Here is a 26089-nt window from a genome sequence, read left to right as displayed (position 1 = left end):
GAGCACGTTTCGCACCGTTCTACGAGAAGGACTGATCCGCATGCGGAAGCTCGTCGAGTCAACGTTCGTGACGCTGGACGGCGTCATCGGTGATCCCCAGGTCTGGGGAGTGCCCTACTGGGACGCCCAGCACCAGGAGTACGCCACCCACCTGCTCGACTCCGCCGACGCGCTCGTGCTCGGTCGTGAGACCTACGAGAACTTCGCCGGCGCGTGGCCGAGCCGCTCGGGCGATCCCTACAGCGACAAGATCAACGCGATGCCCAAGCACGTCGCCACCCGCACCCTCACCGACCTGACCTGGAACGCGTCGCCGCTCGCCGGCGACACCGGCGACGCCCTCGCCGCGGTCAAGGACCAGCCCGGCGGCGACCTGCTGAAGTTCGGCACCGGCGAGCTCGACCAGACCCTGCTCTCGCGCGGCCTGCTCGACGAACTGCACCTGTGGGTCTTCCCGGTGATCGCGGGCACGGGCGACCGGCTGCTCGACGGCCTCGTCGACACGACCCACCTGAAGCTCGTCGACACCCACCGCTTCGACAGCGGGATCGTCGTGCAGGTGCTCGCGCCGGAGTCGAACGGGTCCTGATCAGCTCAGGTGGTGGGGCGTGACCACGCGCCGCCCGCCCGTGCCCCGACCCTCAGTGACACCCCGGCTCTCGTCCGTCGGCTGGTAGCCCGGCTCCTCGAGCCGCACGATCACCGACTTCGACGTCGGGGTGTTGCTGCCCTCCGCCGTCGAGTCGAGCGGCACGAGCGGGTTGGTCTCGGGGTAGTAGGCCGCGGCGCACCCGCGCGGCTGGTCGTAGGACACGATCCGGAAGCCGCGTGCGACCCGCTCACCGTCCTCCCACTCGCCGACCAGGTCCACCATGTCGCCGTCGCTGCGACCCAGGGACTCGATGTCGGACGGGTGCACGAACACGACCCGGCGCCCGCCCTTGATCCCGCGGTAGCGGTCGTCGAGGCCGTAGATGGTGGTGTTGAACTGGTCGTGGGATCGCAGCGTCTGCAGGATCAGCCGGCCGGCGTCGACCTCGAGCACCTCGATCGGCGTCGACGTGATGACCGCCTTGCCGCTCTTCGTCTCGAACGTGCGCGAGTCACGCGGCGGGTGGGGCAGCACGAACCCGCCCGGCTGGTCGATCTTCTCGTCGTAGGCAGCACACCCGGGGACCACGCGCGCGATGTGGTGGCGGATGCGGCTGTAGTCGTCGCGCATGGCCGCCCACGGGATCGTGGAGTCGGGCAACGTCGCGAGGGCCAGCGAGCAGACGATGTCGACCTCGGACCGCAGGTGCTTCGACGCCGGCTTGAGCGGGCCGTGCGAGGCATGCACCGCCGACATCGAGTCCTCGACGGTGACGCGCTGGCGACGACCGCCGGTGAGGTCCTGCTCGCTGCGACCGAGCGCGGGGAGGATGAGCGCCTCTCCCCCGGTGACCATGTGCGAGCGGTTGAGCTTGGTCGAGACGTGCACCGTGAGGGCGCAGCTGCGCATCGCCTTCTCGGTCACCTCGGTGTCCGGCGCCGCCGCGACGAAGTTGCCCCCGAGGCCGAAGAAGACCCGGACCTTGCCGTCGCGCATGGCGCGGATCGCCTTGACGGTGTCGTAGCCGTGCTCGCGGGGCGGTTCGAAGCCGAACTCGTCACGCAGCGCGTCGAGGAAGTGGTCGGGCACCTGCTCCCAGATGCCCATCGTCCGGTCGCCCTGGACGTTGGAGTGCCCGCGCACCGGGCACAGGCCGGCACCGGGCCGGCCGATGTTGCCCTGCAACATGGCGACGTTGACGATCTCCTTGATCACCGCGACGGAGTTGTGGTGCTGGGTGATGCCCATCGCCCAGCAGGTGATCGTCGCCTCGGAGTCGCGGAACATCTCGGCGGCCGCGGTGACCTGCGCGCGGCTCAGCCCGGTGGACCGCTCGACCTTCGCCCAGTCGAGGTCGGCGACGTGGGCGGCGTAGGCCTCGAAGCCCTCGGTGTAGGTCTCGAGGAAGTCGTGGTCGAGCGCGTCCCACTCGACGAGCAGCGCACCGATGGCCTGGAACAGCGCGAGGTCGCCGTTGATGCGGATCGGCAGGTGCAGGTCGGCCATCTCCGTACCGGTGCCGACGACGCCGCGCGGGCGCTGCGGATTCTTGAAGCGGACCATGCCCGGCTCCTCGAGCGGGTTGATCGAGATGATCTTCGCGCCGTTGTGCTTGGCCTCCTCGAGGGCGGAGAGCATGCGCGGGTGGTTGGTGCCGGGGTTCTGGCCGGCGACGACGATCAACGACGCACGGTGGATGTCGTCGAGGCTGACCGAGCCCTTGCCGATGCCGATGGTCTCGACGAGGGCGGTGCCGCTGGACTCGTGGCACATGTTGGAGCAGTCGGGCAGGTTGTTGGTGCCGAAGGCCCGGGCGAAGAGCTGGTAGGCGAAGGCGGCCTCGTTGGAGACCTTGCCCGAGGTGTAGAACACCGCCTCGTCAGGGTCTTCGAGCCGCGCGAGGTGGCCGGCCATCAACTCGTTGGCGTCGTCCCAGGAGATGGGTTCGTAGTGCGTCGCGCCCGGACGCAGCACCATCGGCTCGGTGATCCGGCCCTGCTTGCCCAGCCAGAACTCCGAGCGCTGCTCGAGGTCGGCCAGCGAGTGCTCGCGGAAGAAGTCGGGACCGACGCGCTCCCGGGTCGCCTCCTCGGCGACGGCCTTCGCGCCGTTCTCGCAGAACTCCGCCGTGTGGCGGTGGTCCGGACTGGGGTCGGGCCACGCACATCCCTGACAGTCGAAGCCGTCGACCTGGTTGAGCTTGAGCAGGGTCTGCGCCGTACGCCGCAGGCCCATCTGGCTGATGCCGGACTCCATGGCCTTCGCGACCCCGGTGACACCAGCCGCGGTGTGCGGCCCGTGCTCGACCTCGAGGGATTTCTCGTCTTCGACCTTCTTCGAGAACAACATGTCCCCCATCTTGCCCCCGACACCGTGGGCTGTCGCGCGCCGGACACCTCGACCTTCCCTGTCGTTCATCGGCATGCGGCACCGTGCCCGCATGCGGATCGCGCAACTCGCCAACTTCATCGGACCCGCCTCGGGCGGCATGAAGACCGCCATCCACGCGCTTGGTGAGGGGTACGTCGACGCCGGCTGTGAGCGCCTGCTCGTGATCCCGGGCCCGACGGACTCGCGGGTCTCGACCCACGCAGGTGACGTCGTCCAGCTGCGCGCGCCGAAGGTCGGCGGCGGCTACCGGTTGATCGTCGAGCCCTGGCGGGTCACCGAGGTCCTGGAGTCCTGGCGACCGACGTCGGTGGAGCTCAGCGACAAGCTCACGCTGCTGCCCGTCGCTCGGTGGGCACGCCGCTCAGGCGTCGGCTCGGTGTTGTTCTCGCACGAACGGCTCAGCGACATGTTCGCCATGCGCACCGGCCTCGACACGACGTCCAAGGTCTCGATCGCGCTGCTCAACCGGATCCTGGTCCGCAGCTTCGACACCATCGTCGTCACCTCGCGCTACGCCGAGGACGAGTTCACCAACGCCGCGGCCGGTGCGGACTGCCCGATGGTGCGGGTGCCGCTCGGCGTCGACCTCGACACCTTCCGCCCGGCGCTCGACCCGCAGCGTGCTGAGGGGCCGCTCCGGCTCACGCACTTCGGCCGGCTGAGCCGCGAGAAGAGCCCGCACCTCGCCGTGGCCACCGCGGTCGAGCTGCACCGCCGCGGCATCTCGATGACGCTCGACGTGTACGGCGACGGCCCCCACCTCTCAGAGCTCGTGGAGCTCGCAGCCGGCGCACCGGTGACGTTCCACGGCTTCGTCGAGGGCCGCGCCGACCTCAACGCCCGCATCGCGGCTGCCGACATCTCGCTCTCCGTCTGCCCCAGCGAGACCTTCGGCCTGGCCGTGCTCGAGGCACTGGCATCCGGCACCCCCGTCGTGACCGCCGACCGGGGTGGCGCCCGCGAGCTGGTGGACGAAGGATCGGGGGCGTGGGCCGCTCCCCGCGCGTCGGCCCTCGCGGACGCCGTGCTCGACCTGGCCGCCCGGCCCGAGGCCGAGCGTCGACGAGCGGCTCGCGCCCGCGCCGAGCAGTTCCCCTGGTCGGCGACGGTCGACTCGATGCTCGACGTGCACGCCGAGGTCACCCGCAGTGCGCGCGTCGCGGTCGGCGCCTGACGCCCCCACGGAATAGCGCCCACCGGGAGCCGGTTGGGCTCCGAGTGACCTCACTCTTCGAGCCCCTGACCCTCGGCGCGGTGACGACGCCCAACCGCGTCTTCATGGCCCCCCTGACCCGGATGCGCGCGACCGCGCCCGGTGACGTCCCCAACGAGCTGATGCGCGACTACTACGTCCAGCGCGCGAGCGGCGGGCTGCTGATCTCCGAGGGCACCCAGATCAGCCCCGAGGGCAAGGGCTACATGGACACCCCGGGCATCCACGACGACGAGCAGGTCGCGGGCTGGCGCACGATCACCGACGCGGTCCACGCCGCGGGCGGGCTGATCGCCGCCCAGCTGTGGCACGTCGGCCGGGTGTCCCACGAGTCCTTCCACGACGGTGCGCTCCCGGTGTCGGCCAGCGCGGCGCCGTACCGGAATCGCACGACGGTCCGCGGGGAGGACGGCAACCCCACCCGCGTCGACTGCCCCACACCTCGTGCCCTGGAGCTCGACGAGATCCCGCGCGTGATCGAGGACTACCGCCGCGCGACGCTCAACGCCCGCGAGGCCGGCTTCGACATGGTCGAGATCCACGGCGCGCACGGCTACCTCCTGCACCAGTTCCTCGCCGCCGACGCCAACCTGCGCACCGACTCCTACGGTGGCTCGCTGGAGAACCGCGCCCGGCTGATGCTCGAGGTCACCGACGCCGTCGTCGGCGCCTGGTCGGCCGACCGCGTCGGCATCCGCATCTCACCGATCGGCTCGTTCAACGGCACGACCGACCCCTCGGGTGCGGAGGCCGGCCTGTACGTCGCCGGCGAGCTCGCGCAGCGCAACCTGGCCTTCCTCCACCTCTCCGAGCCCGACTGGGCCGGCGGCCCGGAGCTGAGCGACGACTACCGCCGCTCCCTGCGCGACGCCCACCCCGGCGTCATCGTGGGTGCCGGCAACTACGACGCGGCGAAGGCCTCGCGGCTCCTGTCGGAAGGCCTGATCGACGCAGCGGCGTTCGGCCGGTCGTTCATCGCCAACCCCGACCTGCCGCGCCGGCTCGAGGAGGACCTCCCCCTCAACGCGCCGCTGCCGGAGAGCTTCTACGGCGGTTCCAAGGCCGGCTACACGGATTATCCCGTCCACGCCTGACGCGCGTCGCTCCGCGCCCTCCTGTCAAGCGAGGCGGCCCAGGGCGGACTGGGACTCGACCAGTCCCTCGTCACTCGGCGCCTGCTTGTCACCGAAGACGCGCTGGGCATGGCGAGCGCGGAGCCCGAGGTGCGCCTCCGAAGGCGTGGTGAAGCCGTCCCGCTCACGCGCCTCAGCCGGGGTGAGCACTTCCGGGTTGAGCGGGTCGATGCCCTGCCAGTGCGGCTCGACCACCGACAACAGCCCGGGGGCGACCTGGCGCACGACGTAGCGCTTCACCGGACCGACGCGGTCCACCACCGTGAACAGTGACCACAGGTAGGGGCGGATCAGGAGATCGGTCACGGGGGACTGCTCGATGCCGCCCAACTGGCGCTGGTAGTGCGGCATCGAGGCGATGGTGCCCTTGCGCAGCGACCAATTCATGATCGGCCTCATCACGCGCACGAACCCCGTGGCGTCCACGAGGACGTGGTTCGCCCCGTCGAGCAGGTGGTCCATCATCTGCTGCGCGGCTTCGCTGGCGGCGACCTTCGGGCGCCAGGCCTCGAAGTAGGCCCGCACCTCGTCCCGGGAACGGGGTACGGCGGCCGGGTCGCAGGTCTGCAGCTCGGCGGCGATCGCGCACTCGGCCCAGTACTGGTTCTCCTCGGCCTCGGTGAGCTTGCCCGGGCCGTACAGCTCGTAGGCCTTGAGCACCGAGTGCCAGCCGGTGATCAGGATCCACAGCTGGGAGTCCGGGTCGTTGGCGTCGTAGTGGTTGCCGCTGACCGGCTCGACGCCGATCGCCTTGGAGTGGATCTTGACCAGCACGTCGGCCATCTTCGTGATGGTGCGGCTGTCCCCGAACGCGACGGTCGCGAAGTACTGCACCGTCCGCGCATAGCGGGTGGGCAGCCGGGCGTAGTTGTCCCCGGTGTTGTGCACGGCCGCGAGCAGGTGGGGGTCGAGCTCCTCGATGACGACAGCCCGCTGGATGCCGATCAGGGGCGTCGTGGCGTAGCCCCAGACCTTGCGGGTCGGCGAGTCCTCCGAGAAGAACCCGTAGTCCTCGTGCGGCTGGATCCTCGGCTTGTTCTTCGTCATGGACATTCCTCAGGGGTTCATCGAGCTCATCGAGCTCTGACCTGACGTTAATACACCTATGCAGGAATTTGCTACAGTGGTGACGCAAAATCACCCCGACCTAGGATTCGGCCATGCCCGCGAAGACCCGCGCTCGCCAGCGCGCCCCGCACCTCGGGCCGGAGCGACGACGTCCACAGGTGCTCGACGCCGCGCTCGCGATTGCGGTCCGCGACGGCATCGGAGCGGTCACCGTGGGAGCGGTCGCGGCCGAGATGGACGTGACGCGGCCGGTGGTCTACGCCTGCTTCTCCGACCGCGTGGACATGGTCGAGGCGCTGCTGGACCGAGAGTCCGCAGCGCTGCTCGAGGCAGTGCTCGACGCACTTCGCGGCTCGGGCACGACCCTCGAGCCCGAGCAGGCATTCACCGAGGGCTTCCGCTCGCTGCTCGCGGCCGCGGCGACCCGGCCGGACTCATGGCACCTGTTGCTGACCGGCGAACCCGATCCTGCGCTCTCCGAGCGCTTCCGCGCTGCACGCACCCTCGTCCAGGCCCAGGCGACCGCCTGGATCGGCCCGGCGATGGTCCGGTGGTGGAACACGCCCGAACTGGGCCGAAAGCTCCCCGTCCTGATCGAGTTCTTCATGTCCTCGTGCGAAGCCGCGGTCCGTTCGCTGCTCGACGACGGCAACGACTGGGGTCCCGACGAGCTCGGCGAGTTCGTCGGCAGCGCGGTGCACCGGGCGTTCCGCGACGCCTGAGTCAGACGTCTCGGGTGGCCGCGCAGTGCCGTGCCCAGCAGAGCGACCCGAGCGCGCTGATCACGAGGGCGGCGAGCGCGAGCCCGAGCGTGCTGGTGGCGACGTACGGCGTGAGCGCGACCGCCGCGACGGCGTTGAAGACGAGCGCCAGGAAGCTCGCGCACGACATGACCGCGCCACGACGGGTCGGCAGCAGGTCGAGCGTCATCAGCTGGATCGACGGGTAGGCCATGCCGTTGCCGAGACCGAGCAGGCTCGGGCCGATGATCGCCCATGGCAGGTCGGTCGCGAGCGGTGAGGCGGAGATGCCGACGCCGACCAGGGCTCCGAGCAGCGTGATGGTGTAGCCGATCGAGACGAGCTTGCGCTGGGTGATGAGCCCGGCGGTGCGACCGCTGATCAACGAGCCGACCATCATCGAGCCGATCATCGGCACGAAGAGCATCCAGAAGTCGAGCTCGCCGAGGCCGAGCAGGTCGACCACGAAGATCGCGGCGCCGCCGATGTAGAGGAACTGCGCGCCGAAGCCGAGGGCGCCGGCCCAGGCCAGGCGGTGGAACGCGGGCTGCCGTCCGACCTCGACCAGCCCGCGCACGACCTCGCCGACCCGCAGCGGGACCCGCGCCTCGACCGGGTGCGTCTCGGGCAGGACGACGAGCGTCGCGATGATGAGCACGACACCGAGGAGCACCTGGAAGGCGAACACCAGTCGCCACGGGCCGATCTGGAGCAGCCCGCCGCCGACGATCGGCGCGATGGCCGGGGCCAGCCCGAAGATCAGCGCCACCCGGCTCATCAGGCGCTGCGCCTGCTCGCCCTCGAACATGTCGCGGATGACGGTGCGGCTCACGATGGTGGCGCCGCCGGCGCTCAGGCCCTGGACGATCCGCCCGACCAGCAGCAGCTCGAAGGTGGGGGCGAACGTGCAGGCGATCGACGCGGCGGCGTACGCACCGACGGACCAGAGGATCACCGGCCGGCGACCCAGGGAGTCGGACAGCGGCCCGTGGAAGATGCTCATCGCGGCGAACGCCAGCATGTAGGCCGTGACGATCAGCTGGAGCTCGCTCGTCGTCACCCCGAACTCGTCGCGGATGTGCGGGAACGCCGGGAACGGCGTGTCGATGCTGAACGGCCCGATCATCGAGAGCATCGCCAGCACCAGCGGGATGAGCGCGATGAAGCGGGGTACGGCGACCTCGTCGACCCGTTCCCCCGCGCTCATGGGGTCATCAGATCATCCCGGCGCCAGTGCTCTTGCCCTGGCGCCGACTCTGCGGGCGTCCCCCTTGCGCCCGCGGCCCGGTGTGACGTAGAACACGGGAGGCGCGTCGACCACCCCCGCGACGTGCTTCCGCCTGACCGAAGGACTCACCATGTCCCGTCCTCCCCTGGCCGTCGCGCTCCTGGCCCCGGCCCTCCTCATCGCACTCGGTGTCACCGCACCGGCCGCGGCCCACGACGGTTCCGGGCCAGATGCCCGGCTCGACCCGGCGCGGATCGCGTCGCTCCCCGGTGCCAGCACCTCGGCCCTCGGGCTGATGAGCGACAACGTCCAGCACCTCGCCAACTCCCCCGACGTCCTGGGCATCTCCGGCTGCTTCTCCAAGAGCGCGCCGTACTTCTACCTCTCCGGTCTCGACACGATCAGCGTCTTCGACGTCTCTGACGCGGCCAACCCGGAGCTGGTCGGTGTCCTGGACAACATCGTCTTCGAGAACGAGGCGATGAACTGCGGCGAGCGGCGCACCAAGGACGGCGTGGAGCGGTTCGTGCTGGTCGGCAACAACCTCTACGACTACTCCAGCTCCGATCCCGAGGGCTCGGCCGGATCCACGCTGGAGGACGAGCTGGTCGTCGTCGACGTCACCGACCCCACCGATCCCCACGTCCGGTCTCGCCTGACCACCACCACCGGTGACCACACCGTCGCGTGCATCCTCGAGACCGCCTGCGACTACGCCTACTCCTCCGGTGGCAGCACGGGCTTCTCGATCGTCGACCTGCGCGACCTCGACGCCCCGCGCGAGCTCGACGGCGACGCCGTCACGGCCGGCGTGCAGCCGCTCTCGATCGCGACCGGCGGCCACAAGTGGAACTTCGCGGCCGGCTACGGCATCCACACGGGTCGCACCGGCACCCGGATCCTCGACGTCACCGACCCACGCGACCCGCAGCTGCTGGCCTCCAGTGGCGCCGCCGGTCGCGGTGACAACCCTGACGGCTCGGCCAACGGCTACAACGACTTCATCCACCACAACTCCTTCTGGCCCAACGCCGAGAACTTCGTCGCCGGAGCGGCGCCGGCCCTGGCGAACGGCAACGTCCTGCTGGTGACCGAGGAGGACTACGAGGACGTCAACTGCGAGACGGCCGGCTCCTTCCAGGCCTGGCACGTGCAGGGCCTGCCCGGCGGCGACGCCGGCGAGGGCGCGATCGTGCCGCTGGACAAGGTGGAGCTCGCCGACCTCGGCACCTTCCCGCTGCCCGTCGGCGGCTTCTGCTCGTCCCACTGGTTCGACTACCACCAGTCCGGCATCGCGGCGGTGGGCTTCTACGGCGGCGGCACCCAGTTCATCGACGTCCGGGACCCCCAGCAGCTGACCTCCTACGGCCACGCCGTCTGGGGCGCCTCGGAGGTCTGGGACACCTACTGGGTCCCGGTCTACAACAAGAACGAGGTCGCGACCGGCAAGCGGAGCGACATCGCCTACAGCGTGGACCTGGTGCGCGGGCTCGACGTCTACCAGGTCGACCTGCCCACCTCCCGTACGTCGACCGAGGGCGGCGGACTCCTCGGCCAGGTCAACGCGGTCAGTCTGCAGACCCCAGGCCTCGCGCTCGGCTTCGGCCTCGTCGCAGCCATGGGACTGCGCAGGCTGCAGCGTCGCCGTTCCTGATCCCAGACCATCCCACCCCCTCTCCCAGGAGATCTCCATGCGTTCCACAGTCCTGCGCTCCGGCGCCGTCCTGGCAGCCGTCGCGCTCTCGCTGACAGCCGCCCCCGCCCTCGCCCACGAGGGGGGTGGCGACAGCCCCACCAACGTCCGCGCGCTCCAGGTGGCGACCGAGGGCGAGGCGAACAACATGTCCTTCGTCGCCAACCTGCAGTACGAGCAGGCCACCACCGACACCGACGGTGACGGCGAGCTCGACCCGGTCAACCAGAACGGCTCCGACGTCGAGTTCATCACCGTCGGCAAGAAGGAGTACGCCCTGGCCGGCACCCTGCGCAAGGGATTGCGGATCATCGACGTCACCGATCCGGCCGCGCCCCGCCAGGCGGCGCACTACGACTGCCCGCTCTACCAGGGCGACGTCCAGGTCTGGGAGAACGGCGGCAGGGCGTACGTCGCCTACACCGCCGACAGCGCCTTCGACTCCGGCGGCGTGAAGGCCTCGACCTCGCAGTGCGGCCGCGACCTGGCCGACGACTTCGCCGCCCAGGGCATCGACCCTGCCCGCGCGCTGGGCACCGTCATCGCCGACATCTCCAACCCACGCAAGCCGCGCACCGTGTCGTTCCTGTCAGTGCCCCGCGGGTCGCACAACATGACGATCCACCCGAGCGGCGACTACCTCTACAACTCCAACTCCGACCTCGCCACGAGCACCGATCCGACCATCGAGGTCTGGGACGTCTCCGACGTGCAGTCCCCGGCGAAGGTGCACACCCTGCACCTGCCGGTGGTCCCGACCTCGCTGGGATCGGAGTCCCACGACGTCACCTTCGACGCGGACGGCGACCGCGCCTACTCGGCGGCCATCTCCCAGACGCTGGTGCTCGACACCACCAATCCTGCGAACCCCTCGATCCTGTCCCAGATCATCGACCCGAGCATCAACGTCTCCCACCAGGCCGACCCGGTCACCCTCACCGACGCGGACGGCAACGAGCGGGAGCTGCTCGTGATCACCGACGAGCTGGCAGGTGCCACCAGCACCTACACCTGCCCCGGCGGCGGCCTGCACGTCTACGACATCACCGACGACAACGCGCTCGCCCCGGTCAAGGTCGGGGCGTGGTTCATCGACCACGTCAACGCCCCCGAGTCCCGGTGCACCTCGCACGTGCTGCGGATCTACCCGGAGCAGGAGATGCTCACGATCGCCTGGTACGGCCAGGGCGTGCGCGTGCTGGACATCTCCGGCCTCGCCGACGTGGCTGCCCTCCCGGCCGCGGTGGCGTTCGGTGACGGCGTGGGCATGACCGAGGTCGGGTCCTACGTGATGCCCGATGCCGACACCTGGTCGTTCAAGACCAACAAGATCGCTGCGGACGGGTCGTTCTACGGCTACGGCAACGACATGGTCCGCGGCTTCGACGTGTTCCACTACGACGGCACCGGGATCGACCGCGAGGTCCCCCCGCTCGTCCCGACCTCGCTGCTGACCGACGCCGAGCTGATCGACGCCGGGGTCACCGAGGGTCTCGGTGGCGTCGTGGCCAGCCCTGAGCCCGTCGCCGAGCCCACCAGCATCGGCCTGCCGGCCTCCGGGCTCACCCTGGGGGTCGGCCTCGTCGCGGCCGTGGGGCTGCGCCGCCTGCGTCGCGGCTGAGGGCTGTCAGCTGTTCGAGAACACCGCAGGATCGTCGGGGCCCCGGCCCGCCCACGTCCAGGCGTAGGCCGGGTCCTCGACGGCGAGGCCGCCCTCGCCGAGCTCGAGCGGGGCGAAGGTGTCGACCATGACGGCCGACTCGTCGAAGTAGTCGGCACCCAGCGACGCCTCGATCGCGGCCGGCTGCGGGCCGTGGGCGTAGCCGCCCGGGTGCAGGGAGATCGAGCCGAGGTTGATGCCCGAGCCCTTGCGCGCCTCGTAGTCGCCGCCGACGTAGAACATGACCTCGTCGCTGTCGACGTTGGAGTGGTAGTAGGGCACCGGGACCGAGAGCTCGTGGTAGTCGACCTTGCGCGGCAGGAAGTTGCAGATGACGAAGTTCCAGCCCTCGAAGACCTGGTGCACCGGCGGCGGCTGGTGGATCTTGCCGGTGATGGGCATGAAGTCGTCGACGTTGAACGTGTAGGGGTAGAGGCAGCCGTCCCAGCCGACCACGTCGAAGGGGTGCGTCGCGTAGGTCATCCGGGTGCCGACGATGCCGGAGCTGGTGCGGTGCTTGACCAGCACGTCGACGTTCTCCCCTTCCATGACGTACGGCGACGACGGCCCGTGCAGGTCGCGCTCGCAGTAGGGCGCGTGCTCGAGGAACTGCCCGAAGCGCGACAGGTAGCGCTTGGGCGGGTGGATGTGGCTGTTGGCCTCGATCGCGTACAGGCGACTCTCCGACGCCGGCACCCAGCGGTGCGTGGTCGCGCGCGGGATGACGACGTAGTCGCCGGCGCGGTAGGGCACGACGCCGAAGACCGACTCGACGGTGCCGGTGCCGGACTCGACGTAGACGCACTCGTCGCCGATGGCGTTGCGGTAGAGCGGGCTCGGCTCCGTGCCGGTCACGACGTAGGCGATGCGGACGTCGCTGTTGCCGAGGACGAGGCGGCGGCCCTCGACCGGACAGGTGCCCGTCTCCAGCGAGTGCAGCTTGAGGTGGCGTGCCTTGAGCGGGTGGTTGGGCGTGCGCGTCTGGTCGGCGAGCTCCCAGACCTGGCTGTCGACGAGCGCGGACGGGACGCCGCGGTGGTAGAGCAACGAGGAGTCGGAGGAGAAGCCCTCCTCCCCCATCAGCTCCTCGTAGTAGAGAGCCCCGGTGTCGTCGCGGTGCTGCGTGTGCCGCTTGGGCGGGATCGCCCCGACACTGCGGTAGTGAGCCATCAGTATTCCCATTCGTCCGATAATCGGCGCCTCTCGTCCGCTATGCGCCTATTGACTACAGTAACGGCGTGAGCACCCAGCTGCCAGCCATGTGGACCGGCTTCTTCGACGACGCGGCGGTCTTCCCGCCCGGCAACGCCGACCTGCCCGACGCGGTCGCGGCGTTCAGAGCGAGACGAGACGAGTGGTACGCCGACCTGGTGGCCTCCCTCGTCGTCACCGATGAACGGGTGCCGGCCGTGGCGGACGCCGAGGTCCCGCTCTCGATCGTCGTCACCGGCGGTGCGGGCGCGCTGGCCGGGGCGCTCCGCCTCGCCGCCCGCGCGGGCAACCGGGTCGCCGGCCTGGAGATCGCCCTCCGCGACCTCGACGACCTGGCCGGCAACGCCCGCCGGGTCGTCGCCGCCGTCGACGCCGCCCGGATCGAGGGCGACCTCGACGACGAGACGCCGGTCTTCGTCGAGCTGCCCGCCGCCGACGTGACCTACGGCTGGGAGGCGGCGGCCGACGAGGTGGCCGCGGCCGAGCTGCGACTGAAGTTCCGCACGGGCGGGACCGAGGCACACCAGTTCCCCAGCGCCGGCCAGGTCGCTGCCTGGATCGACGCCGCGCTCGACCGCGAGCTCGCGTTCAAGTGCACTGCCGGGCTGCACGACGCCGTACGCCATCGCGATCCCGAGACCGGGTTCGAGCACCACGGGTTCCTCAACGTCCTGGCCGCCACCGCCGAGGCCGACTCCGGCCTGGGCGCCGCCGACGTCGCCGAGACGCTGGAGCTGACCGACGAGGCCGAGCTGCTCGGCCTCGCCCGCGAGCTCGACCTCACCAAGGCCCGACGGTGGTTCACCGGCGTCGGCTCCTGCTCGATCCTCGAGCCCCTCGCCGATCTGACCCACCTCGGACTCCTGGAGAAGCCATGACGGCCACACACAGCTGGGTGGAAGGAGCAGCGGGCTCGCTCTTCGACCTCGACAACCTGCCGTACGGCGTGTTCTCGCTCGACGGTGCCGAGCGCCGCGTCGGCGTCCGCATCGGCGACTTCGTCCTCGACCTCGCGCCCGTCGCGGAGATCGGCGACCCCGCCTCGGTGCTGGCGCGTGCGTGGCGGTCGCCGAGCCTGAACGCCTTCATGGCGCTGGGCCCCGAGCAGTGGGCGACCGCGCGCTGGTGGATCGACGAGGTGCTGCGCCACGACGTGCACGAGGCACGCACGGCGCCCCACCTGCACCCGCTCGACCGGGTCGAGCTGCACCTGCCGATCGAGGTCGGCGACTACGTCGACTTCTATGCCTCCGAGCAGCACGCCTCCAACGTCGGGCGCATCTTCCGCCCCGACCAGGCGCCGCTGCTGCCGAACTGGAAGCACCTGCCCGTCGGCTACCACGGCCGCGCCGGCACCGTCGTGGCCAGCGGCACCGATGTCGTCCGCCCGTGCGGCCAGCGGGTTTCGACAGGCTCAACCGACGGTTCTCCTCCGACCCCCACCTACGGACCGTCGACCCGGCTCGACATCGAGGCCGAGCTCGGCTTCGTCGTGGGCACGCCGACGGACCTCGGCGAGCGGGTCAGCGTCGCCGACTTCACGCACCACACCTTCGGCGTCGTCGGGCTCAACGACTGGTCGGCGCGCGACATCCAGGCCTGGGAGTACGTCCCGCTCGGGCCGTTCCTCGGCAAGTCCTTCGCCACCTCGATCAGCCACTGGGTGACCCCGCTGGCCGCCCTCGAGGCGGCGTGGACCGACCTGCCCGGCCAGGACCCCGAGCCGCTCGACTACCTCGCGGTCGGCGAGCGGGCCGGCCTCGACATCGACGTGGAGGTCGTGCTCAACGAAACGGTCGTCTCGCGTCCGCCGTACGCCTCGATGTACTGGTCCCCCGCCCAGATGCTCGCCCACACGACCGTCAACGGCGCGAGTGTGCGCACCGGCGATCTGTGGGGATCGGGCACGATCTCCGGCTCCGAGCCCGACCAGCGGGGATCGTTCCTCGAGCTGTCGTGGGGCGGCAAGGAGCCGTTCCTGCTCGACGGGGTCGAGCGGACCTTCCTCGAGGACGGCGACGAGGTGACACTGCGCTACACCGCACGCGGCACGTCTGGGGGTCGGATCGCGTTGGGCGAGGTGACGGGTCGGATCCTGCCGGCGACCTGAGCCAGCTCGGGTTCCAGCACGCCCGGCAGCCACGGTGCGGTGGCGATCTTCTCGAGCCGCTCCCGGGCGGTGCGGGTCGCCAGCAGCGCCAGCACGAGACCGGTCACCAGCAGGGAGCCGACCACGATCGCGACGTACGCCCCGTGCAGTGACGAGTCGAGGGGTGCGACGAGCCCGGAGATGACGACGGCCGCCAGCAGCCCGACGGTCCCGAGCCGCGGCAGCCGGATGGCCGCGAGGAAGGGCAGGGCCCAGAGGAAGTACCACAGGTGCACGACGGGGCTGAGCAGGATGAGTGCGCCCATCACGGCCGCCACCGCCCGCACCGCGTGCACCCGCGAGCCGGTCGGCCACGTCAGCGCGACCCGGATCGCGATCGCCAGCGCGACCACCTGCGCGACCGCGCGCACGAGATCGAGGAAGGTGCCGGGAGCCAGGCCGGTGCCGAGCCAGCGCGCGAGCAGGTCGAAGAAGCCGCCGAGCACGGTCGGCATCGAGAGCGGCACGTTGACCGAGCCGGGCACTCCCAGCGCGTGCACCCAGCCGACGCCGAGCCCGGCCAGGATCCCGGGCAGGACGAGCGCACCGCACGCCAACGCCCCGACCTGGGTCAGGCGCCGCAGCCGCTGCACCACCGAGGCGCCGACCGGCAGCGCGATCAGCGCGACGCCGATGCAGACCAGTCCGCCCGGCAGCTTGACCGCCGCCGCGAGACCGCCCAGGGCTGCACCCCACATCCAGCCCTGCTCCACGGTCACGACGAGCGCCGACGTCATCAGGCCGACCATCAGCAGGTCGTTGTGCAGCCCGCCGACGCCGTGCGCGAGCATCAGCGGCGAGCACAGCACGACGGCCGACGTGAGCGCCGGGTTGATGCCGGCCCAGGCCGCGAGCTTCGGCACCGACCACGCCAGCAGTGCCAGTCCCAGCAGCGCGAAGCCCCGGTGCGCGATCACCAGCATCCACGGGTTGCCGGTGACGTCGGCGACCGCGTCGCCGAGGAGCAGCGGCACCGGGCCGTACGGCGCCGCGGTCTCCATCCAGCGCGGGTCGACGCCCTGCACGATCGGCCCGACCAGCACCCCCGGGCCGTGCTCGTACGGCGAGATCCGGAAGTGCGTCAGCACGCCCTGCGCCGCGTAGGACCAGCCGTCGCGGGAGAACAGCGGAGGCGCGAGCACCAACGGGGCCGACCACACGATCGTCGCGTGCCGGACCAGCGCGAGCGCGTCCTCACGCTCGTCGCCCTCGGCCCGGGCGACGTGCCGGCACAGGCGTAGCCACGCGGCGGCGTAGAGCCCGAGCCCGACGAGCACGACGGCGAGCCCGGCCATCCGACCGGACTCCGCGCCCCGGAGCTCCTGCACCAGCGTGATCTGCATGAGCGCCGTCGACTCGGGCAGCGTCGAGATGACGACGCCCCCGATCAGGACCAGCAGGCCGCCGGCAAACCCCCGAGTCAACATGGCCGGGAGGCTAGGTCGGCTCACCGACGGGTCCGCCACGTCCGGGTGAACTCGACTCGAACAGTTCCCCCGCGTGTCTAGAGTTCGACGCGTGAAGCAGCTCGGGCAGCATGCCCCGCCCCGCCACGTCATCGCGCACCTCTCCGACCCGCACCTGCTGGCCGGCGGTGTGCGGCAGTACGGCGCCGTCGACACCGAGGCAGGGCTGCGGCTCTCCCTCGAGCGGCTCGCCCGGGTCGACCCGCCCCCGCAGGCCCTGGTGTTCACCGGGGACCTCGCGGACAAGGCCGAGCCGGCGGCGTACGCACGACTCCGCGAGATCGTGGAACCGGCCGCCGCCGCGATGGGCGCCGTGGTCGTGTGGGTGATGGGCAACCACGACGAGCGCGCCGACTACGCGCGCGAGCTCTTCGGGCAGGCCTCCGACGAGCCGCAGGACCGCGTGCACGAGGTCGACGGGCTGCGCATCATCTCCCTCGACAGCAGCGTGCCGGGCTACCACCACGGCGAGCTCAGCGACGAGCAGCTGGCCTGGCTCGCCGACGTGCTGGCGACACCCGCCGAGCACGGCACCCTGATCGCGCTGCACCACCCACCGATCCCGCTGCCGATGCTGCGCGCCGCCGAGCTGATCGAGCTGCTCGACCAGGACCGGTTCGCGGCCGTCGTCCGCGGCACCGACGTGCGCGGCATCCTCGCCGGCCACCTGCACTTCTCGACCTACTCCCTCGTCGAGGGCATCCCGGTCTCGGTCGCGTCGGCCAGCTGCTACACCGTCGACCCGACGCCGGTCGACCGCTTCGTGTCCGGCGTCGACGGCGGCCAGGCGTTCACGATGGTCCATGCGTACGCCGACCGGCTGGTGCACACGATCGTGCCGCTCGTGCCCGGCCCCGAGGTGAGCGGCATCGGCCTCGACATCATGGAGGCGATCGAGGGGCTCAGCGTCGAGGAGGCGCGCGAGCTCGCCTCCTCCAAGACCTCGCCCTTCAACACCCAGCTCGAGGGCGACGTCACGACCTGACCGCTGAGGCCCCGCGACCAGCCCGGGGCTACGGCCGGTCGGAGGAGTCGCCGGTGACCACGACGTAGAACCGCTTGCGGGTGTCGGCCGTGGTGACGGTGCCGTCGCTGTTGCGCGGGCTCACGACCAGGTGGTTGGTGTTGCCGGCGCCGGGCGGCGCGCAGTTGACGATGCCGGGCTGGCACATCGCCGCGGAGATCTCGCCGGCGAACTCGGGGTTCGCGTCGGCGGCACCGGCGCGCCCGTTGGTGACGCCGTCGGCGTTCTGGTCGACAGTGTTCTGGAGCGCGACCACCGCCAGGATGCCGTTGTTGGTGAGGTTCTCCCCGGCGTTGATGTAGACGTTGCCGTTGGCCCGCAGACCGGTCACGTCCGCGCCCATCGGGGCGAGGGTCGGATAGGCCGCGGTGATGCTGAAGCCTCCGGACTGCGCCACGATCGCGCCGGTCGCGTCGACCAGGGCCCAGCGCCCGACGCCGGCCGGGCCGGTGGCACCCTTCGCGCCCTCAGGTAGCTGGCCCTTCGCGAAGTCGCGGGCCTTCAGCGAGCTGTCGCGGATGTCCATCGAGCCCAAGGAGCCGTTCTTGATGTCGCGGCCCTTGAGGTTCTGGTCCTTGACGTCGACCGACTTGATCGACTTGTTGGCGATGTCGTCGGAGCCGATCAGGCCGGCTGCGGCCACGGAGGTGCCCGTGGAGGCGACGACGAGGGCGAGGACTGACACGGCCATGGACGGCGAAGGGCGGCGAAGGTGCGGAAGACGCATGAGCTGAACCTCTCGATCGGGCACACCCCGGCGGTGGCCTCCTTGGAGGTTCGGTGTGACCCGGGTCACGGATTGGTCGGCGGATCAGACGCCCTCGGTGCCGATCCCGGGGTGCACGAACGGCCGGCCGGCCTGCATCTCCTCGACGGCGCCCGGGTGGACGCGGCGCAGGTGGTCGAGCCCGCGCCGGCGGTAGCGCAGGATCTGCACGATGCCGAAGGCCCAGAACGGGAACTGCACGGCCATCGCGAGCCGGTAGTCGTCGAGCGCGTAGGCGTCCATGCCACCGGGCTGCGCCAGGTCGAGCACGACGCCGATCAGCGCCATCACGAGCAGCGAGGCGGTGAAGCCGCCGACGTTGACCAGGCCGTTGGCACGCCCGATCGCCTGCACGGGCGTGAAGGTGCGGGCGAGGTCGAAGCCGACCATCGACGCCGGTCCCCCGCTCGCGGTCGCGAACGCCATCACGACGACCAGCCACGCCGGCGCCACCCCGGGCCACAGCAGCACGGAGGTCCACGCGATGGCCATCGTCAGGACGACGCCGATCACGATCCAGGAGCGGTAGAGCGGCAGCCGCGCCACCAGCCGCGCGAGCACCAGCCCGCTCGCCACGGCCCATGCGGTCATCGCCATCAGCAGCCCGCTGGCCGCACCCTCCGACCACCCCAAGCCGCGCACCAGGAAGGGGAAGCCCCACAACAGGACGAAGACCGTGCCGGAGAACTGCGAGGTGAAGTGCGACCACATGCCCAGCCGCGTGCCGGGGTTGCCCCAGACGGTCCTGACCGACTGGGCCAGGGCGCGCAGCTTGATGTGCACGACCTCGTCACGGCGGTACGGCGAGTCCTTGACCAGGAAGACCACGGCGATGAGCAGCACGACACCGATCGAGGAGACCGAGGCGAAGGCGCGGGTCCAGCCGAGCCGGTCGAGCAGCAGGGTCAGCGGGGCGGCGGCGGCGATCGCGCCCAGCTGGCCGGTGAGGCCGGTCAGCTGCGTGACCATCGGCGCCTGCCGGACCAGGAACCAGACGCTGACGATCCGGATGACGCTGACGAAGATCATCGCGTCGCCCGCCCCGAGCACGGCGCGGGCCGCGACGGCGGCACCGAACGACGTACTGAACGCGAAGGCCAGCTGCCCGGCCGTCATCAGCACCAGCCCGAACAGCAGCAGCGTCCGCGAGCCGAAGCGGTCGAGCAGCACCCCGACCGGCACCTGCATCCCGGCGTAGACGACCAGCTGGAGCACGGTGAACGCCGCCAGGCTCGTGGCGGTGATCTCGAAGCGCTCGGCCGCGAGGATCCCGGCGACGCCGAGGGAACTGCGGTGGAAGACGGCCAGGACATAGACCGCGAGCGCGACCGACCAGATCGCCCACGCGCGACGCCGACCGATGTCGTGGATCTGCTCGGCGCCCATGGCGCCAGCATCGCAGGGAGTCGATCGCCGTACGCGTGTAGGGCTTGTGGCCCCTGATCGCCTGGTCCTGCGGCCACAACTCCTACACGAGTACGCCGCGGCGGCGCTGGCCCCCGAAATGCCGAACGGCCCCGACGATGCGGGGCCGCTGGTGGCAGATGAAGGATTCGAACCTTCGAAGGCATACGCCGACGGATTTACAGTCCGCTCCCATTGGCCGCTCGGGCAATCTGCCGTGCTGTTCCTCGTCCAAGGGCGAGCTTGGTCGAGGAGCAACGAGAGATGAGGATAGCGTCAGACCGATCAAGACCGAAAACCGGAGGAGCCACATGGCCGACTCAAGCTTTGACATCGTGAGCAAGCTCGACCGCCAGGAGGTGGACAACGCGCTGAGCCAGGCTGCTCGCGAGGTTGCCACCCGATTCGACTTCAAGGGAACCGGCGCCTCCATCGAGTGGAAGGGCGAGCAGGCCATCGAGATCGTCGCCTCCGCCGACGACCGCGCCACCGCCGTGCTCGACGTCTTCAAGGACAAGCTGATCAAGCGCCAGCAGAGCCTGAAGATCCTCGACGCCACGGAGCCCCGCCAGTCGGGCCAGGTGTCCAAGATCGACATCACGCTCAAGGAGGGCATCACCACCGAGGATGCCAAGAAGATCTCCAAGCTGATCCGCGACGAGGGCCCCAAGGGCGTCAAGGCGCAGGTCCAGGGCGACGAGCTCCGGGTGTCGTCGAAGAAGCGCGACGACCTCCAGGCCGTGCAGGCGCTGGTGAAGTCGCAGGACTACGACTTCGCGGTGCAGTTCACCAACTACCGCTGAGCCACCTCAGGGACGGCCGCGGTCCGCAGGGACAGCGGCCGTCGCCATGAGGTCGGCGGCCACTGGCCCGGTCACCCGTGGGTCGCGAAGGGCAGCACGGCGTGCGCCGAGCGGATGTGCTGGTCGACCCGGTCGGCCGCGAGCGCGCCGTCTCCGGACTCGATCGCGGCGAAGATCGCGCGGTGGTCCTTGCGCAGCTGATCTGCGACCCCTTCCCAGTCCGGTCCGAGCGCCTCCAGGGCATGCAGGATGGGGCGGCGCATCGAGTCGCGCAGGGCGATGGTCATGTCCGCGACGAGGCGATTCCCGCTCGCTTCGGCGATCGCCACGTGGAACGCGGTGTCCAGGTCGTTGAACCTCTCGGCGCCGATGCCGGCACTGTCCATCCCGTCCAGCGCCGCACGCATGGCGTCGAGGTCGTCCTCGCCCGCGTGGTCGGCAGCGAGGGCCGCGCTCGAGCGCTCCAGCATCACGCGGGCGTCGACCACGTCGGGCAGCGGGAAGTTCGAGAGCGCGACATGCAGGCGCAGCAGCCGGGTCAGCGCCTCGCTGGGCATGGCGGAGACGATGGTCCCGGCGTCCTTGCCGGACCCGACGCCGGACCGCACCACCCCCTGCGCCTCGAGCCCACGGATGGCCTCGCGCACCGCGGACCGGCTGACCTGCAGGTGACCGGCCAGGTCGCGCTCCCCCGGCAGGCGATCTCCGACGCGCAGCGTCCCGGCCAGGATCTGCTCCTCGATCTGGTCGAGGACCAGCTCGTGGGAGCGACTCCGCGTGACGGGGTGCCAGGGCGCCTCCGGGGCGTCCTCGACAGCGGGCGCGACGCGCTCGGTCATCTGCATCGTCCAATCTCTTGACGGGTGATGTGGATCACTCTACAGTCCACATGTGTGGTCAGACCACAGGATGGTCGACCAACGGGTTCACAAACTCTCCGTGGAGGTCCCGATGTACTCACCCGATCTGGCGCCGATCGCTGACAGCCTCGCGCTGTCCTCGCTGGTGGCCGCGCTGCCGTTGGTGACGATCTTCGTCACCCTCGGCGCCCTGCGCTGGAAGGCCCACCTCGCCGCCCTGACGTCCGTCGGCGTCGCAGTCGTGGTCGCCGTGCTGGCCTATGGCATGCCCGCCGACCTGGCGGTGCTCTCGGCCTCCGAGGGGGCGATCTTCGGGCTCTTCCCGATCATGTGGATCGTGCTCGGCGCCCTGTTCCTGCATCAGCTGACGGTGGTCAGCGGCAAGTTCGAGGACCTGCGCGCCACCTTTCACCTCATCTCCGACGACCCACGGATCCAGGCGATCATCATCGCCTTCTGCTTCGGCGGTCTGCTGGAGGCACTGGCCGGCTTCGGCGCCCCCGCCGCGATCTCGGGCGTCATGCTCGTCGCGGTCGGCTTCCCCGCGCTGCGCGCCGCCATGGTGGTCCTGCTCGCCAACACCGCACCGGTGGCCTTCGGCGCCATGGCGATCCCGATCATCACCGCCGGCACCTTGACCGGGATCCCTTACGAGGAGATCGGTGCCGTCGTCGGGCGCCAGACACCGTTCCTGGCGCTGTTCGTGCCCCTGATCCTGGTCTTCGTGGCCGACGGGCGTCGCGGCGTCCGCGAGATCTGGCCCCTGGCCCTCGTCGTCGGTGCCGTCTTCGGTGCCGCCCAGTTCGTCAGCTCCAACTTCATCTCTGTCGAGCTCACCGACATCATCGCGTCGCTCGCCGGGATGGGCGCCGCGGTGGCCATGCTCCGCGTGTGGCAGCCGCAGGGATCGACCGAGGCCGCCGAGCGGTTGATGAGCACCCACGACGCCGAGGACCTGCCCGACGACGCTCCCAGCGGTGGCGGCAACGTGGCCGTCGAGGCGAGGCGAGAGCTCGACCAGGTCGCGCAGCGCGCCTCCCTGCTCACACGCGGCCGGATCGCGATGGCACTCTTCCCCTACCTGCTGGTCATCGTGGTCTTCTGCATCGCCAAGCTGGTCACGCCCGTCACGGAGTTCCTGGCGAGCACCGACCGGCTGGTCGAGTGGCCGGGCCTGCACGGCGCCGTCGAGTCGGCATCGACGATCTACAAGTGGCAGTGGCTCTCCTCGCCGGGCACCTTGCTGGTCATCTGCGCGATCATCATCGGGCTGGTGCAGGGGGTCGCGGCGAAGCGCATCGCCACCGAGTTCCTCACCACCGCGAAGACGTTGCGCTTCGCCTTCCTCACCGTCGCCTCCGTGCTGGCGCTGGCCTACGTGATGAATCTGTCGGGCCAGACCCAGACGATGGGTCACTGGATCGCCGGCACCGGCGCCGCCTTCGCCTTCCTCTCCCCCATCCTGGGCTGGTTGGGCACCGCGGTGACCGGGTCCGACACCAGTGCCAACGCGCTCTTCGCGACGCTCCAGCAGACCGCCGCGGAGAAGGCCGGCCTCGATCCCAACCTGCTGGTCGCGGCCAACACCTCCGGTGGCGTGGTCGGCAAGATGATCAGCCCCCAGAACCTCACGATCGCCGCTGCGGCGGTCGGCCTGGCCGGCCGGGAGTCCGACATCTTCCGCAAGCTCATCGGCTGGAGCCTGGGGCTCCTGTTCGCGCTCTGCCTGCTGGTGGGACTCCAGTCCACTGTGCTGTCCTGGATGGTGTGATCACGATGACCTCACTTCCCGGCCATGGCATGCGGGTGGCGCTCTTCGCCACGTGCTTCAACGACTCGATGTGGCCCGAGACGCCGAAGGCGGTCGTCACGATCCTCGAGCGCCTCGGCGTCACGGTCGAGTTCCCGCTCGAGCAGACGTGCTGCGGACAGATGTTCACCAACACCGGCTACGCCCGCGAGGCCCTGCCGCTGGTCGAGCGCTTCGCCGACGTCTTCGGTGAGTACGACGCCGTCGTGGCGCCCTCCGGATCGTGCGTCGGGAGCGTGCGACACCAGCACGCCACCGTTGCCAGTGGGTGCGACCGCCCCGCCCTGGCCGACCGGGCGAGGACGACGGCCGGGAAGGTCTTCGAGCTCAGCGAGCTGCTGGTCGACGTGCTCGGCGTGACCGATGTCGGAGCGACCTTCCCGCACCGCGTCACCTACCACCCGACCTGTCACTCGCTGCGGATGCTGCGGGTGGCCGACAAGCCGCTGCGGCTGCTGCGGGAGGTCCGCGGCATCGACCTGGTCGACCTGCCCTCGGCCGAGGAGTGCTGTGGCTTCGGGGGCACCTTCGCCATGAAGAACTCCGACACGTCGGTCGCGATGGGTTCCGACAAGGCCCACCATGTCCGCGAGACCCGGGCCGAGGTCCTGGTCGCCGGCGACAACAGCTGCCTGGCCCACGTCGGCGGGCTCCTCACCCGACAACGATCCGGGGTCCGGGTGATGCACCTGGCCGAGGTGCTCGCCTCCACCGAACGCGACTTCGCCGTCGACAACGAGCTCGGCGACCCGCCCGCCGCGACGACCACCCAGCACACCGACACGGAGGCGACGACATGAGCGGCACGTTCATCGGCATGCCGAAGTTCCAGACCGCTGCCAAGGAGGCGCTGGGGAACTCCCAGCAGCGTCGCAACCTGCAGCACGCCACCCACACCATCCGCGAGAAGCGCGCCCGGGTCGTCGAGGAGCTCGACGACTGGGAGGGGCTGCGCCAGGCGGGCGCGGACATCAAGGACAACGTCCTGTCCCATCTCGACACCTACCTCGTCCAGCTCGAGGAGTCGCTCACCAGGGCCGGTGCCACCGTGCACTGGGCCGGCGACGCAGCGGAGGCCAACGAAATCGTCACCTCCCTGGTCCGGGCGACCGGAGCCGACGAGGTGGTCAAGGTCAAGTCCATGGCGACCCAGGAGATCGGCCTCAACGAGGCCCTCGAGGAAGCCGGCATCGCCGCCTGGGAGACCGACCTCGCCGAGTTGATCGTGCAGCTCGGCCACGACCGGCCCAGCCACATCCTGGTCCCGGCCATCCACCGCAACCGGGCCGAGATCCGCGAGATCTTCCTGCGCGAGATGGGGCACGTGGGCACCCCGCCGCCCGCCGGGCTCACCTCCGAGCCACGCGAGCTGGCCGAGGCCGCCCGCGTGCACCTGCGCGAGAAGTTCCTGCGCGCCAAGGTGGCCATCTCCGGCGCCAACTTCGCCATCGCCGAGACCGGCACCCTCGTGGTCGTCGAGTCCGAGGGCAACGGCCGGATGTGCCTGACCCTGCCCGAGACCCTGATCAGCGTCGTGGGCATCGAGAAGGTGCTGCCACGGCTGGAGGACCTCGAGGTGTTCATGCAGCTGCTGCCACGCAGCTCCACCGGTGAGCGGATGAACCCCTACACCTCCACGTGGACGGGGATCACGCCCGGCGACGGGCCCCAGCAGGTGCACGTGGTGCTGCTCGACAACGGTCGCACCGACGCGCTGGCCGACACCGTCGGCCGCCAGGCCCTGCGCTGCATCCGCTGCTCGGCCTGCCTCAACGTCTGCCCCGTCTACGAACGCGTCGGCGGCCACGCCTACGGCTCGGTCTATCCCGGCCCCATCGGCGCGATCCTCAACCCCCAGCTCCGCGGCACCACCAGCGAGGTGGACCAGTCCCTGCCCTACGCCTCGTCCCTGTGCGGTGCCTGCGGCGACGTCTGCCCCGTCAAGATCGAGATCCCCGACCTCCTCGTGCACCTGCGCACGCGCGTGGTCGACGAGCACCGCGGCGGGATGCCCTCCGGTGAGGAGATCGCGATGAAGGGCGCCGCCTGGATGTTCTCCGACCACCGCCGGTGGGAGAAGGCCCAGAAGGGCGCCGAGCTGGGCGGCCGCATGTTCCGGAAGAAGGACACCATCGGGCGTCTGCCGGGACCGCTGTCGGCCTGGAGCGACGCCCGCGACGCCCCCGTTCCGCCCGCAGAGTCCTTCAGGACATGGTGGAAGCGCGAGAAGGAAGGCCAGTGATGAGCGCCCGAGACGACATGCTCGCCCGGATCGCCGCCGCCCTCGAGGGCGCCGAGCGGACACCACCCCCGGACCACCCGTACGGCGCCGTGACCCCGCTGGCCGACGTCGCGGCCACCTTCGTCGAGTGCGTGGAGGACTACCGCGCCGTCGTCGAGCGGGTGGCCCCGGAGGGCATCGCGGCGGCAGTGGCCCAAGCGCTCTCGCGGGCCACGCGCATCGTCGTACCCCCCGGCCTGCCGACGGAATGGCTGGTTGCCCTCGACCGCGTCGAGGTCGTGGCCGACGACGGGCACCTGAGCGCCGACGAGCTCGACCGGTTCGACGCGGTCGTCACCGCGGCGAGGGTCGGGATCGCCGTGACCGGCACCATCGTGCTCGACCACGGCCCCGACCAGGGCCGCCGCGCACTGTCCCTGGTGCCCGACCTGCACATCTGCGTCGTGCACGAGTCGCAGCTGGTCGGCGACGTGCCCGAGTCCATCGCCCCGCTCCGCGACGCCGTCGACGCCGGCCGGCCCCTGACGTGGATCAGCGGGCCCTCGGCCACCAGTGACATCGAGCTCGAGCGGGTCGAGGGAGTCCACGGCCCCCGCACCCTGCACGTCCTGCTGGTCGCGCCGACGTCGTAGCCG

22 protein-coding genes and 1 tRNA gene are annotated in these 26089 nt (G+C 70.6%); 14 read left to right on the top strand and 9 right to left on the bottom strand.

The genetic code is table 11. The features are described from left to right. Nucleotides 1–40: 40 nt before the first annotated feature. Nucleotides 41–589: a dihydrofolate reductase family protein gene (locus tag C9J87_RS01260; protein WP_010831549.1), complete on the top strand. Its 549-nt coding sequence runs from the start codon at nt 41–43 to the stop codon at nt 587–589. On the opposite strand, the gene C9J87_RS01255 is transcribed toward C9J87_RS01260, so the two are convergent. After that, nucleotides 590–2941 (bottom strand): FdhF/YdeP family oxidoreductase, encoded by a 2352-nt coding sequence (locus C9J87_RS01255; RefSeq protein ID WP_107704520.1) that lies wholly within the window; start codon nt 2939–2941, stop codon nt 590–592. A gap of 91 nt (nt 2942–3032) precedes the next feature. Here C9J87_RS01255 and C9J87_RS01250 point away from each other — a divergent pair, with 91 nt between their 5' ends. Together C9J87_RS01250 and nemA are read left to right on the top strand one after the other, a co-directional pair. Further along, complete coding sequence (locus tag C9J87_RS01250) at nt 3033–4157, top strand: glycosyltransferase (RefSeq protein WP_107704723.1); 1125 nt, start codon at nt 3033–3035, stop codon at nt 4155–4157. A gap of 44 nt (nt 4158–4201) precedes the next feature. Next, nucleotides 4202–5290: an N-ethylmaleimide reductase gene (gene nemA / locus C9J87_RS01245; protein WP_107704519.1), complete on the top strand. Its 1089-nt coding sequence runs from the start codon at nt 4202–4204 to the stop codon at nt 5288–5290. A 24-nt stretch (nt 5291–5314) separates the two neighbouring features. Here nemA and C9J87_RS01240 read toward each other — a convergent pair whose 3' ends face one another. Beyond that, nucleotides 5315–6376 (bottom strand): oxygenase MpaB family protein, encoded by a 1062-nt coding sequence (locus tag C9J87_RS01240; RefSeq protein ID WP_198652195.1) that lies wholly within the window; start codon nt 6374–6376, stop codon nt 5315–5317. A 113-nt stretch (nt 6377–6489) separates the two neighbouring features. Here C9J87_RS01240 and C9J87_RS01235 point away from each other — a divergent pair, with 113 nt between their 5' ends. Beyond that, nucleotides 6490–7119, top strand: a complete 630-nt coding sequence (locus C9J87_RS01235) for a TetR/AcrR family transcriptional regulator (protein ID WP_084622763.1) — start codon at nt 6490–6492, stop codon at nt 7117–7119. Nucleotide 7120: 1 nt separating this feature from the next. Here the strand turns inward: C9J87_RS01235 and C9J87_RS01230 are convergent, their stop codons facing one another. Continuing rightward, nucleotides 7121–8344: a multidrug effflux MFS transporter gene (locus C9J87_RS01230; RefSeq protein ID WP_107704517.1), complete on the bottom strand. Its 1224-nt coding sequence runs from the start codon at nt 8342–8344 to the stop codon at nt 7121–7123. Between the two features lie 151 nt (nt 8345–8495). On the opposite strand from C9J87_RS01230, the gene C9J87_RS01225 reads away from it, so the two are divergent. Both C9J87_RS01225 and C9J87_RS01220 read left to right on the top strand, forming a co-directional pair. Continuing rightward, complete coding sequence (locus C9J87_RS01225) at nt 8496–10019, top strand: LVIVD repeat-containing protein (protein WP_010831543.1); 1524 nt, start codon at nt 8496–8498, stop codon at nt 10017–10019. Nucleotides 10020–10056: 37 nt separating this feature from the next. Continuing rightward, nucleotides 10057–11679 (top strand): LVIVD repeat-containing protein, encoded by a 1623-nt coding sequence (locus C9J87_RS01220; RefSeq protein ID WP_010831542.1) that lies wholly within the window; start codon nt 10057–10059, stop codon nt 11677–11679. Nucleotides 11680–11685: 6 nt separating this feature from the next. On the opposite strand, the gene C9J87_RS01215 is transcribed toward C9J87_RS01220, so the two are convergent. Then, on the bottom strand, nt 11686–12888 hold the full coding sequence (locus C9J87_RS01215) for a homogentisate 1,2-dioxygenase (protein WP_107704516.1): 1203 nt from the start codon (nt 12886–12888) through the stop codon (nt 11686–11688). 68 nt (nt 12889–12956) lie between these two features. Between C9J87_RS01215 and C9J87_RS01210 the strand changes: the two genes are divergently transcribed. After that, nucleotides 12957–13808, top strand: coding sequence for a hypothetical protein (locus tag C9J87_RS01210; protein WP_232819800.1), 852 nt, complete (start codon nt 12957–12959; stop codon nt 13806–13808). Continuing rightward, nucleotides 13805–15040 (top strand): fumarylacetoacetase, encoded by a 1236-nt coding sequence (gene fahA / locus C9J87_RS01205; protein ID WP_107704515.1) that lies wholly within the window; start codon nt 13805–13807, stop codon nt 15038–15040. The genes C9J87_RS01210 and fahA overlap by 4 nt, the downstream gene beginning before the upstream one ends. Here the strand turns inward: fahA and mptB are convergent. Next, entirely contained in the window at nt 14965–16506 is a 1542-nt protein-coding gene (mptB, locus tag C9J87_RS01200; protein ID WP_010831538.1) for a polyprenol phosphomannose-dependent alpha 1,6 mannosyltransferase MptB, read from the bottom strand. The two genes, fahA and mptB, sit on opposite strands and share 76 nt — an antisense overlap. Nucleotides 16507–16597: 91 nt before the next feature. Between mptB and C9J87_RS01195 the strand changes: the two genes are divergently transcribed. Further along, the gene (locus C9J87_RS01195; protein ID WP_107704514.1) at nt 16598–17530 is read left to right on the top strand and encodes a metallophosphoesterase; all 933 of its coding nucleotides are present in this window, start codon (nt 16598–16600) and stop codon (nt 17528–17530) included. A gap of 28 nt (nt 17531–17558) precedes the next feature. Here C9J87_RS01195 and C9J87_RS01190 read toward each other — a convergent pair whose 3' ends face one another. The 3 genes from C9J87_RS01190 to C9J87_RS01180 form a co-directional block, all read right to left on the bottom strand. After that, the gene (locus C9J87_RS01190; RefSeq protein WP_157953077.1) at nt 17559–18296 is read right to left on the bottom strand and encodes a hypothetical protein; all 738 of its coding nucleotides are present in this window, start codon (nt 18294–18296) and stop codon (nt 17559–17561) included. 84 nt (nt 18297–18380) lie between these two features. Continuing rightward, on the bottom strand, nt 18381–19721 hold the full coding sequence (locus C9J87_RS01185; RefSeq protein ID WP_107704513.1) for an MFS transporter: 1341 nt from the start codon (nt 19719–19721) through the stop codon (nt 18381–18383). A 149-nt stretch (nt 19722–19870) separates the two neighbouring features. Beyond that, nucleotides 19871–19956, bottom strand: a tRNA-Tyr gene (locus C9J87_RS01180). 94 nt (nt 19957–20050) lie between these two features. Between C9J87_RS01180 and C9J87_RS01175 the strand changes: the two genes are divergently transcribed. Continuing rightward, a complete protein-coding gene (locus C9J87_RS01175; protein ID WP_036490018.1) occupies nt 20051–20542 on the top strand; it encodes a YajQ family cyclic di-GMP-binding protein in 492 nt (163 codons plus the stop codon). Between the two features lie 71 nt (nt 20543–20613). Here C9J87_RS01175 and C9J87_RS01170 read toward each other — a convergent pair whose 3' ends face one another. Beyond that, a complete protein-coding gene (locus tag C9J87_RS01170; RefSeq protein WP_036490016.1) occupies nt 20614–21381 on the bottom strand; it encodes a FadR/GntR family transcriptional regulator in 768 nt (255 codons plus the stop codon). A gap of 112 nt (nt 21382–21493) precedes the next feature. Between C9J87_RS01170 and C9J87_RS01165 the strand changes: the two genes are divergently transcribed. From C9J87_RS01165 to C9J87_RS01150, 4 genes are read left to right on the top strand one after another with little or no spacing between them, the layout of a single operon-like run. Then, complete coding sequence (locus C9J87_RS01165; RefSeq protein WP_107704721.1) at nt 21494–23173, top strand: L-lactate permease; 1680 nt, start codon at nt 21494–21496, stop codon at nt 23171–23173. Between the two features lie 5 nt (nt 23174–23178). Further along, entirely contained in the window at nt 23179–24012 is an 834-nt protein-coding gene (locus C9J87_RS01160; protein ID WP_232211562.1) for a (Fe-S)-binding protein, read from the top strand. Next, on the top strand, nt 24009–25454 hold the full coding sequence (locus C9J87_RS01155) for a LutB/LldF family L-lactate oxidation iron-sulfur protein (protein WP_198652193.1): 1446 nt from the start codon (nt 24009–24011) through the stop codon (nt 25452–25454). The genes C9J87_RS01160 and C9J87_RS01155 overlap by 4 nt, the downstream gene beginning before the upstream one ends. Then, a complete protein-coding gene (locus tag C9J87_RS01150) occupies nt 25454–26086 on the top strand; it encodes a LutC/YkgG family protein (protein WP_198652191.1) in 633 nt (210 codons plus the stop codon). The genes C9J87_RS01155 and C9J87_RS01150 overlap by 1 nt, the downstream gene beginning before the upstream one ends. The last annotated feature ends 3 nt before the right edge of the window (nt 26087–26089 follow it).

The sequence above is a fragment of the Nocardioides allogilvus genome (assembly GCF_003047285.1).
Lineage (GTDB): Bacteria > Actinomycetota > Actinomycetes > Propionibacteriales > Nocardioidaceae > Nocardioides > Nocardioides allogilvus.
The sequence above is the reverse complement of the archived record's forward strand: the minus strand, read 5'-3'. Positions and strand labels throughout refer to the sequence as shown.

Bases quoted from the DNA above. Each gene is read 5' to 3' on its own strand.
- C9J87_RS01260 (WP_010831549.1), top strand. From the start codon at position 41: ATGCGGAAGCTCGTCGAGTCAACGTTCGTGACGCTGGACGGCGTCATC.
- C9J87_RS01255 (WP_107704520.1), bottom strand. From the start codon at position 2,941: ATGTTGTTCTCGAAGAAGGTCGAAGACGAGAAATCCCTCGAGGTCGAG.
- C9J87_RS01250 (WP_107704723.1), top strand. From the start codon at position 3,033: ATGCGGATCGCGCAACTCGCCAACTTCATCGGACCCGCCTCGGGCGGC.
- C9J87_RS01240 (WP_198652195.1), bottom strand. From the start codon at position 6,376: ATGACGAAGAACAAGCCGAGGATCCAGCCGCACGAGGACTACGGGTTC.
- C9J87_RS01235 (WP_084622763.1), top strand. From the start codon at position 6,490: ATGCCCGCGAAGACCCGCGCTCGCCAGCGCGCCCCGCACCTCGGGCCG.
- C9J87_RS01230 (WP_107704517.1), bottom strand. From the start codon at position 8,344: ATGAGCGCGGGGGAACGGGTCGACGAGGTCGCCGTACCCCGCTTCATC.
- C9J87_RS01225 (WP_010831543.1), top strand. From the start codon at position 8,496: ATGTCCCGTCCTCCCCTGGCCGTCGCGCTCCTGGCCCCGGCCCTCCTC.
- C9J87_RS01220 (WP_010831542.1), top strand. From the start codon at position 10,057: ATGCGTTCCACAGTCCTGCGCTCCGGCGCCGTCCTGGCAGCCGTCGCG.
- C9J87_RS01215 (WP_107704516.1), bottom strand. From the start codon at position 12,888: ATGGCTCACTACCGCAGTGTCGGGGCGATCCCGCCCAAGCGGCACACG.
- fahA (WP_107704515.1), top strand. From the start codon at position 13,805: ATGACGGCCACACACAGCTGGGTGGAAGGAGCAGCGGGCTCGCTCTTC.
- mptB (WP_010831538.1), bottom strand. From the start codon at position 16,506: ATGTTGACTCGGGGGTTTGCCGGCGGCCTGCTGGTCCTGATCGGGGGC.
- C9J87_RS01190 (WP_157953077.1), bottom strand. From the start codon at position 18,296: ATGCGTCTTCCGCACCTTCGCCGCCCTTCGCCGTCCATGGCCGTGTCA.
- C9J87_RS01185 (WP_107704513.1), bottom strand. From the start codon at position 19,721: ATGGGCGCCGAGCAGATCCACGACATCGGTCGGCGTCGCGCGTGGGCG.
- C9J87_RS01175 (WP_036490018.1), top strand. From the start codon at position 20,051: ATGGCCGACTCAAGCTTTGACATCGTGAGCAAGCTCGACCGCCAGGAG.
- C9J87_RS01170 (WP_036490016.1), bottom strand. From the start codon at position 21,381: ATGACCGAGCGCGTCGCGCCCGCTGTCGAGGACGCCCCGGAGGCGCCC.
- C9J87_RS01165 (WP_107704721.1), top strand. From the start codon at position 21,494: ATGTACTCACCCGATCTGGCGCCGATCGCTGACAGCCTCGCGCTGTCC.
- C9J87_RS01160 (WP_232211562.1), top strand. From the start codon at position 23,179: ATGACCTCACTTCCCGGCCATGGCATGCGGGTGGCGCTCTTCGCCACG.
- C9J87_RS01155 (WP_198652193.1), top strand. From the start codon at position 24,009: ATGAGCGGCACGTTCATCGGCATGCCGAAGTTCCAGACCGCTGCCAAG.
- C9J87_RS01150 (WP_198652191.1), top strand. From the start codon at position 25,454: ATGAGCGCCCGAGACGACATGCTCGCCCGGATCGCCGCCGCCCTCGAG.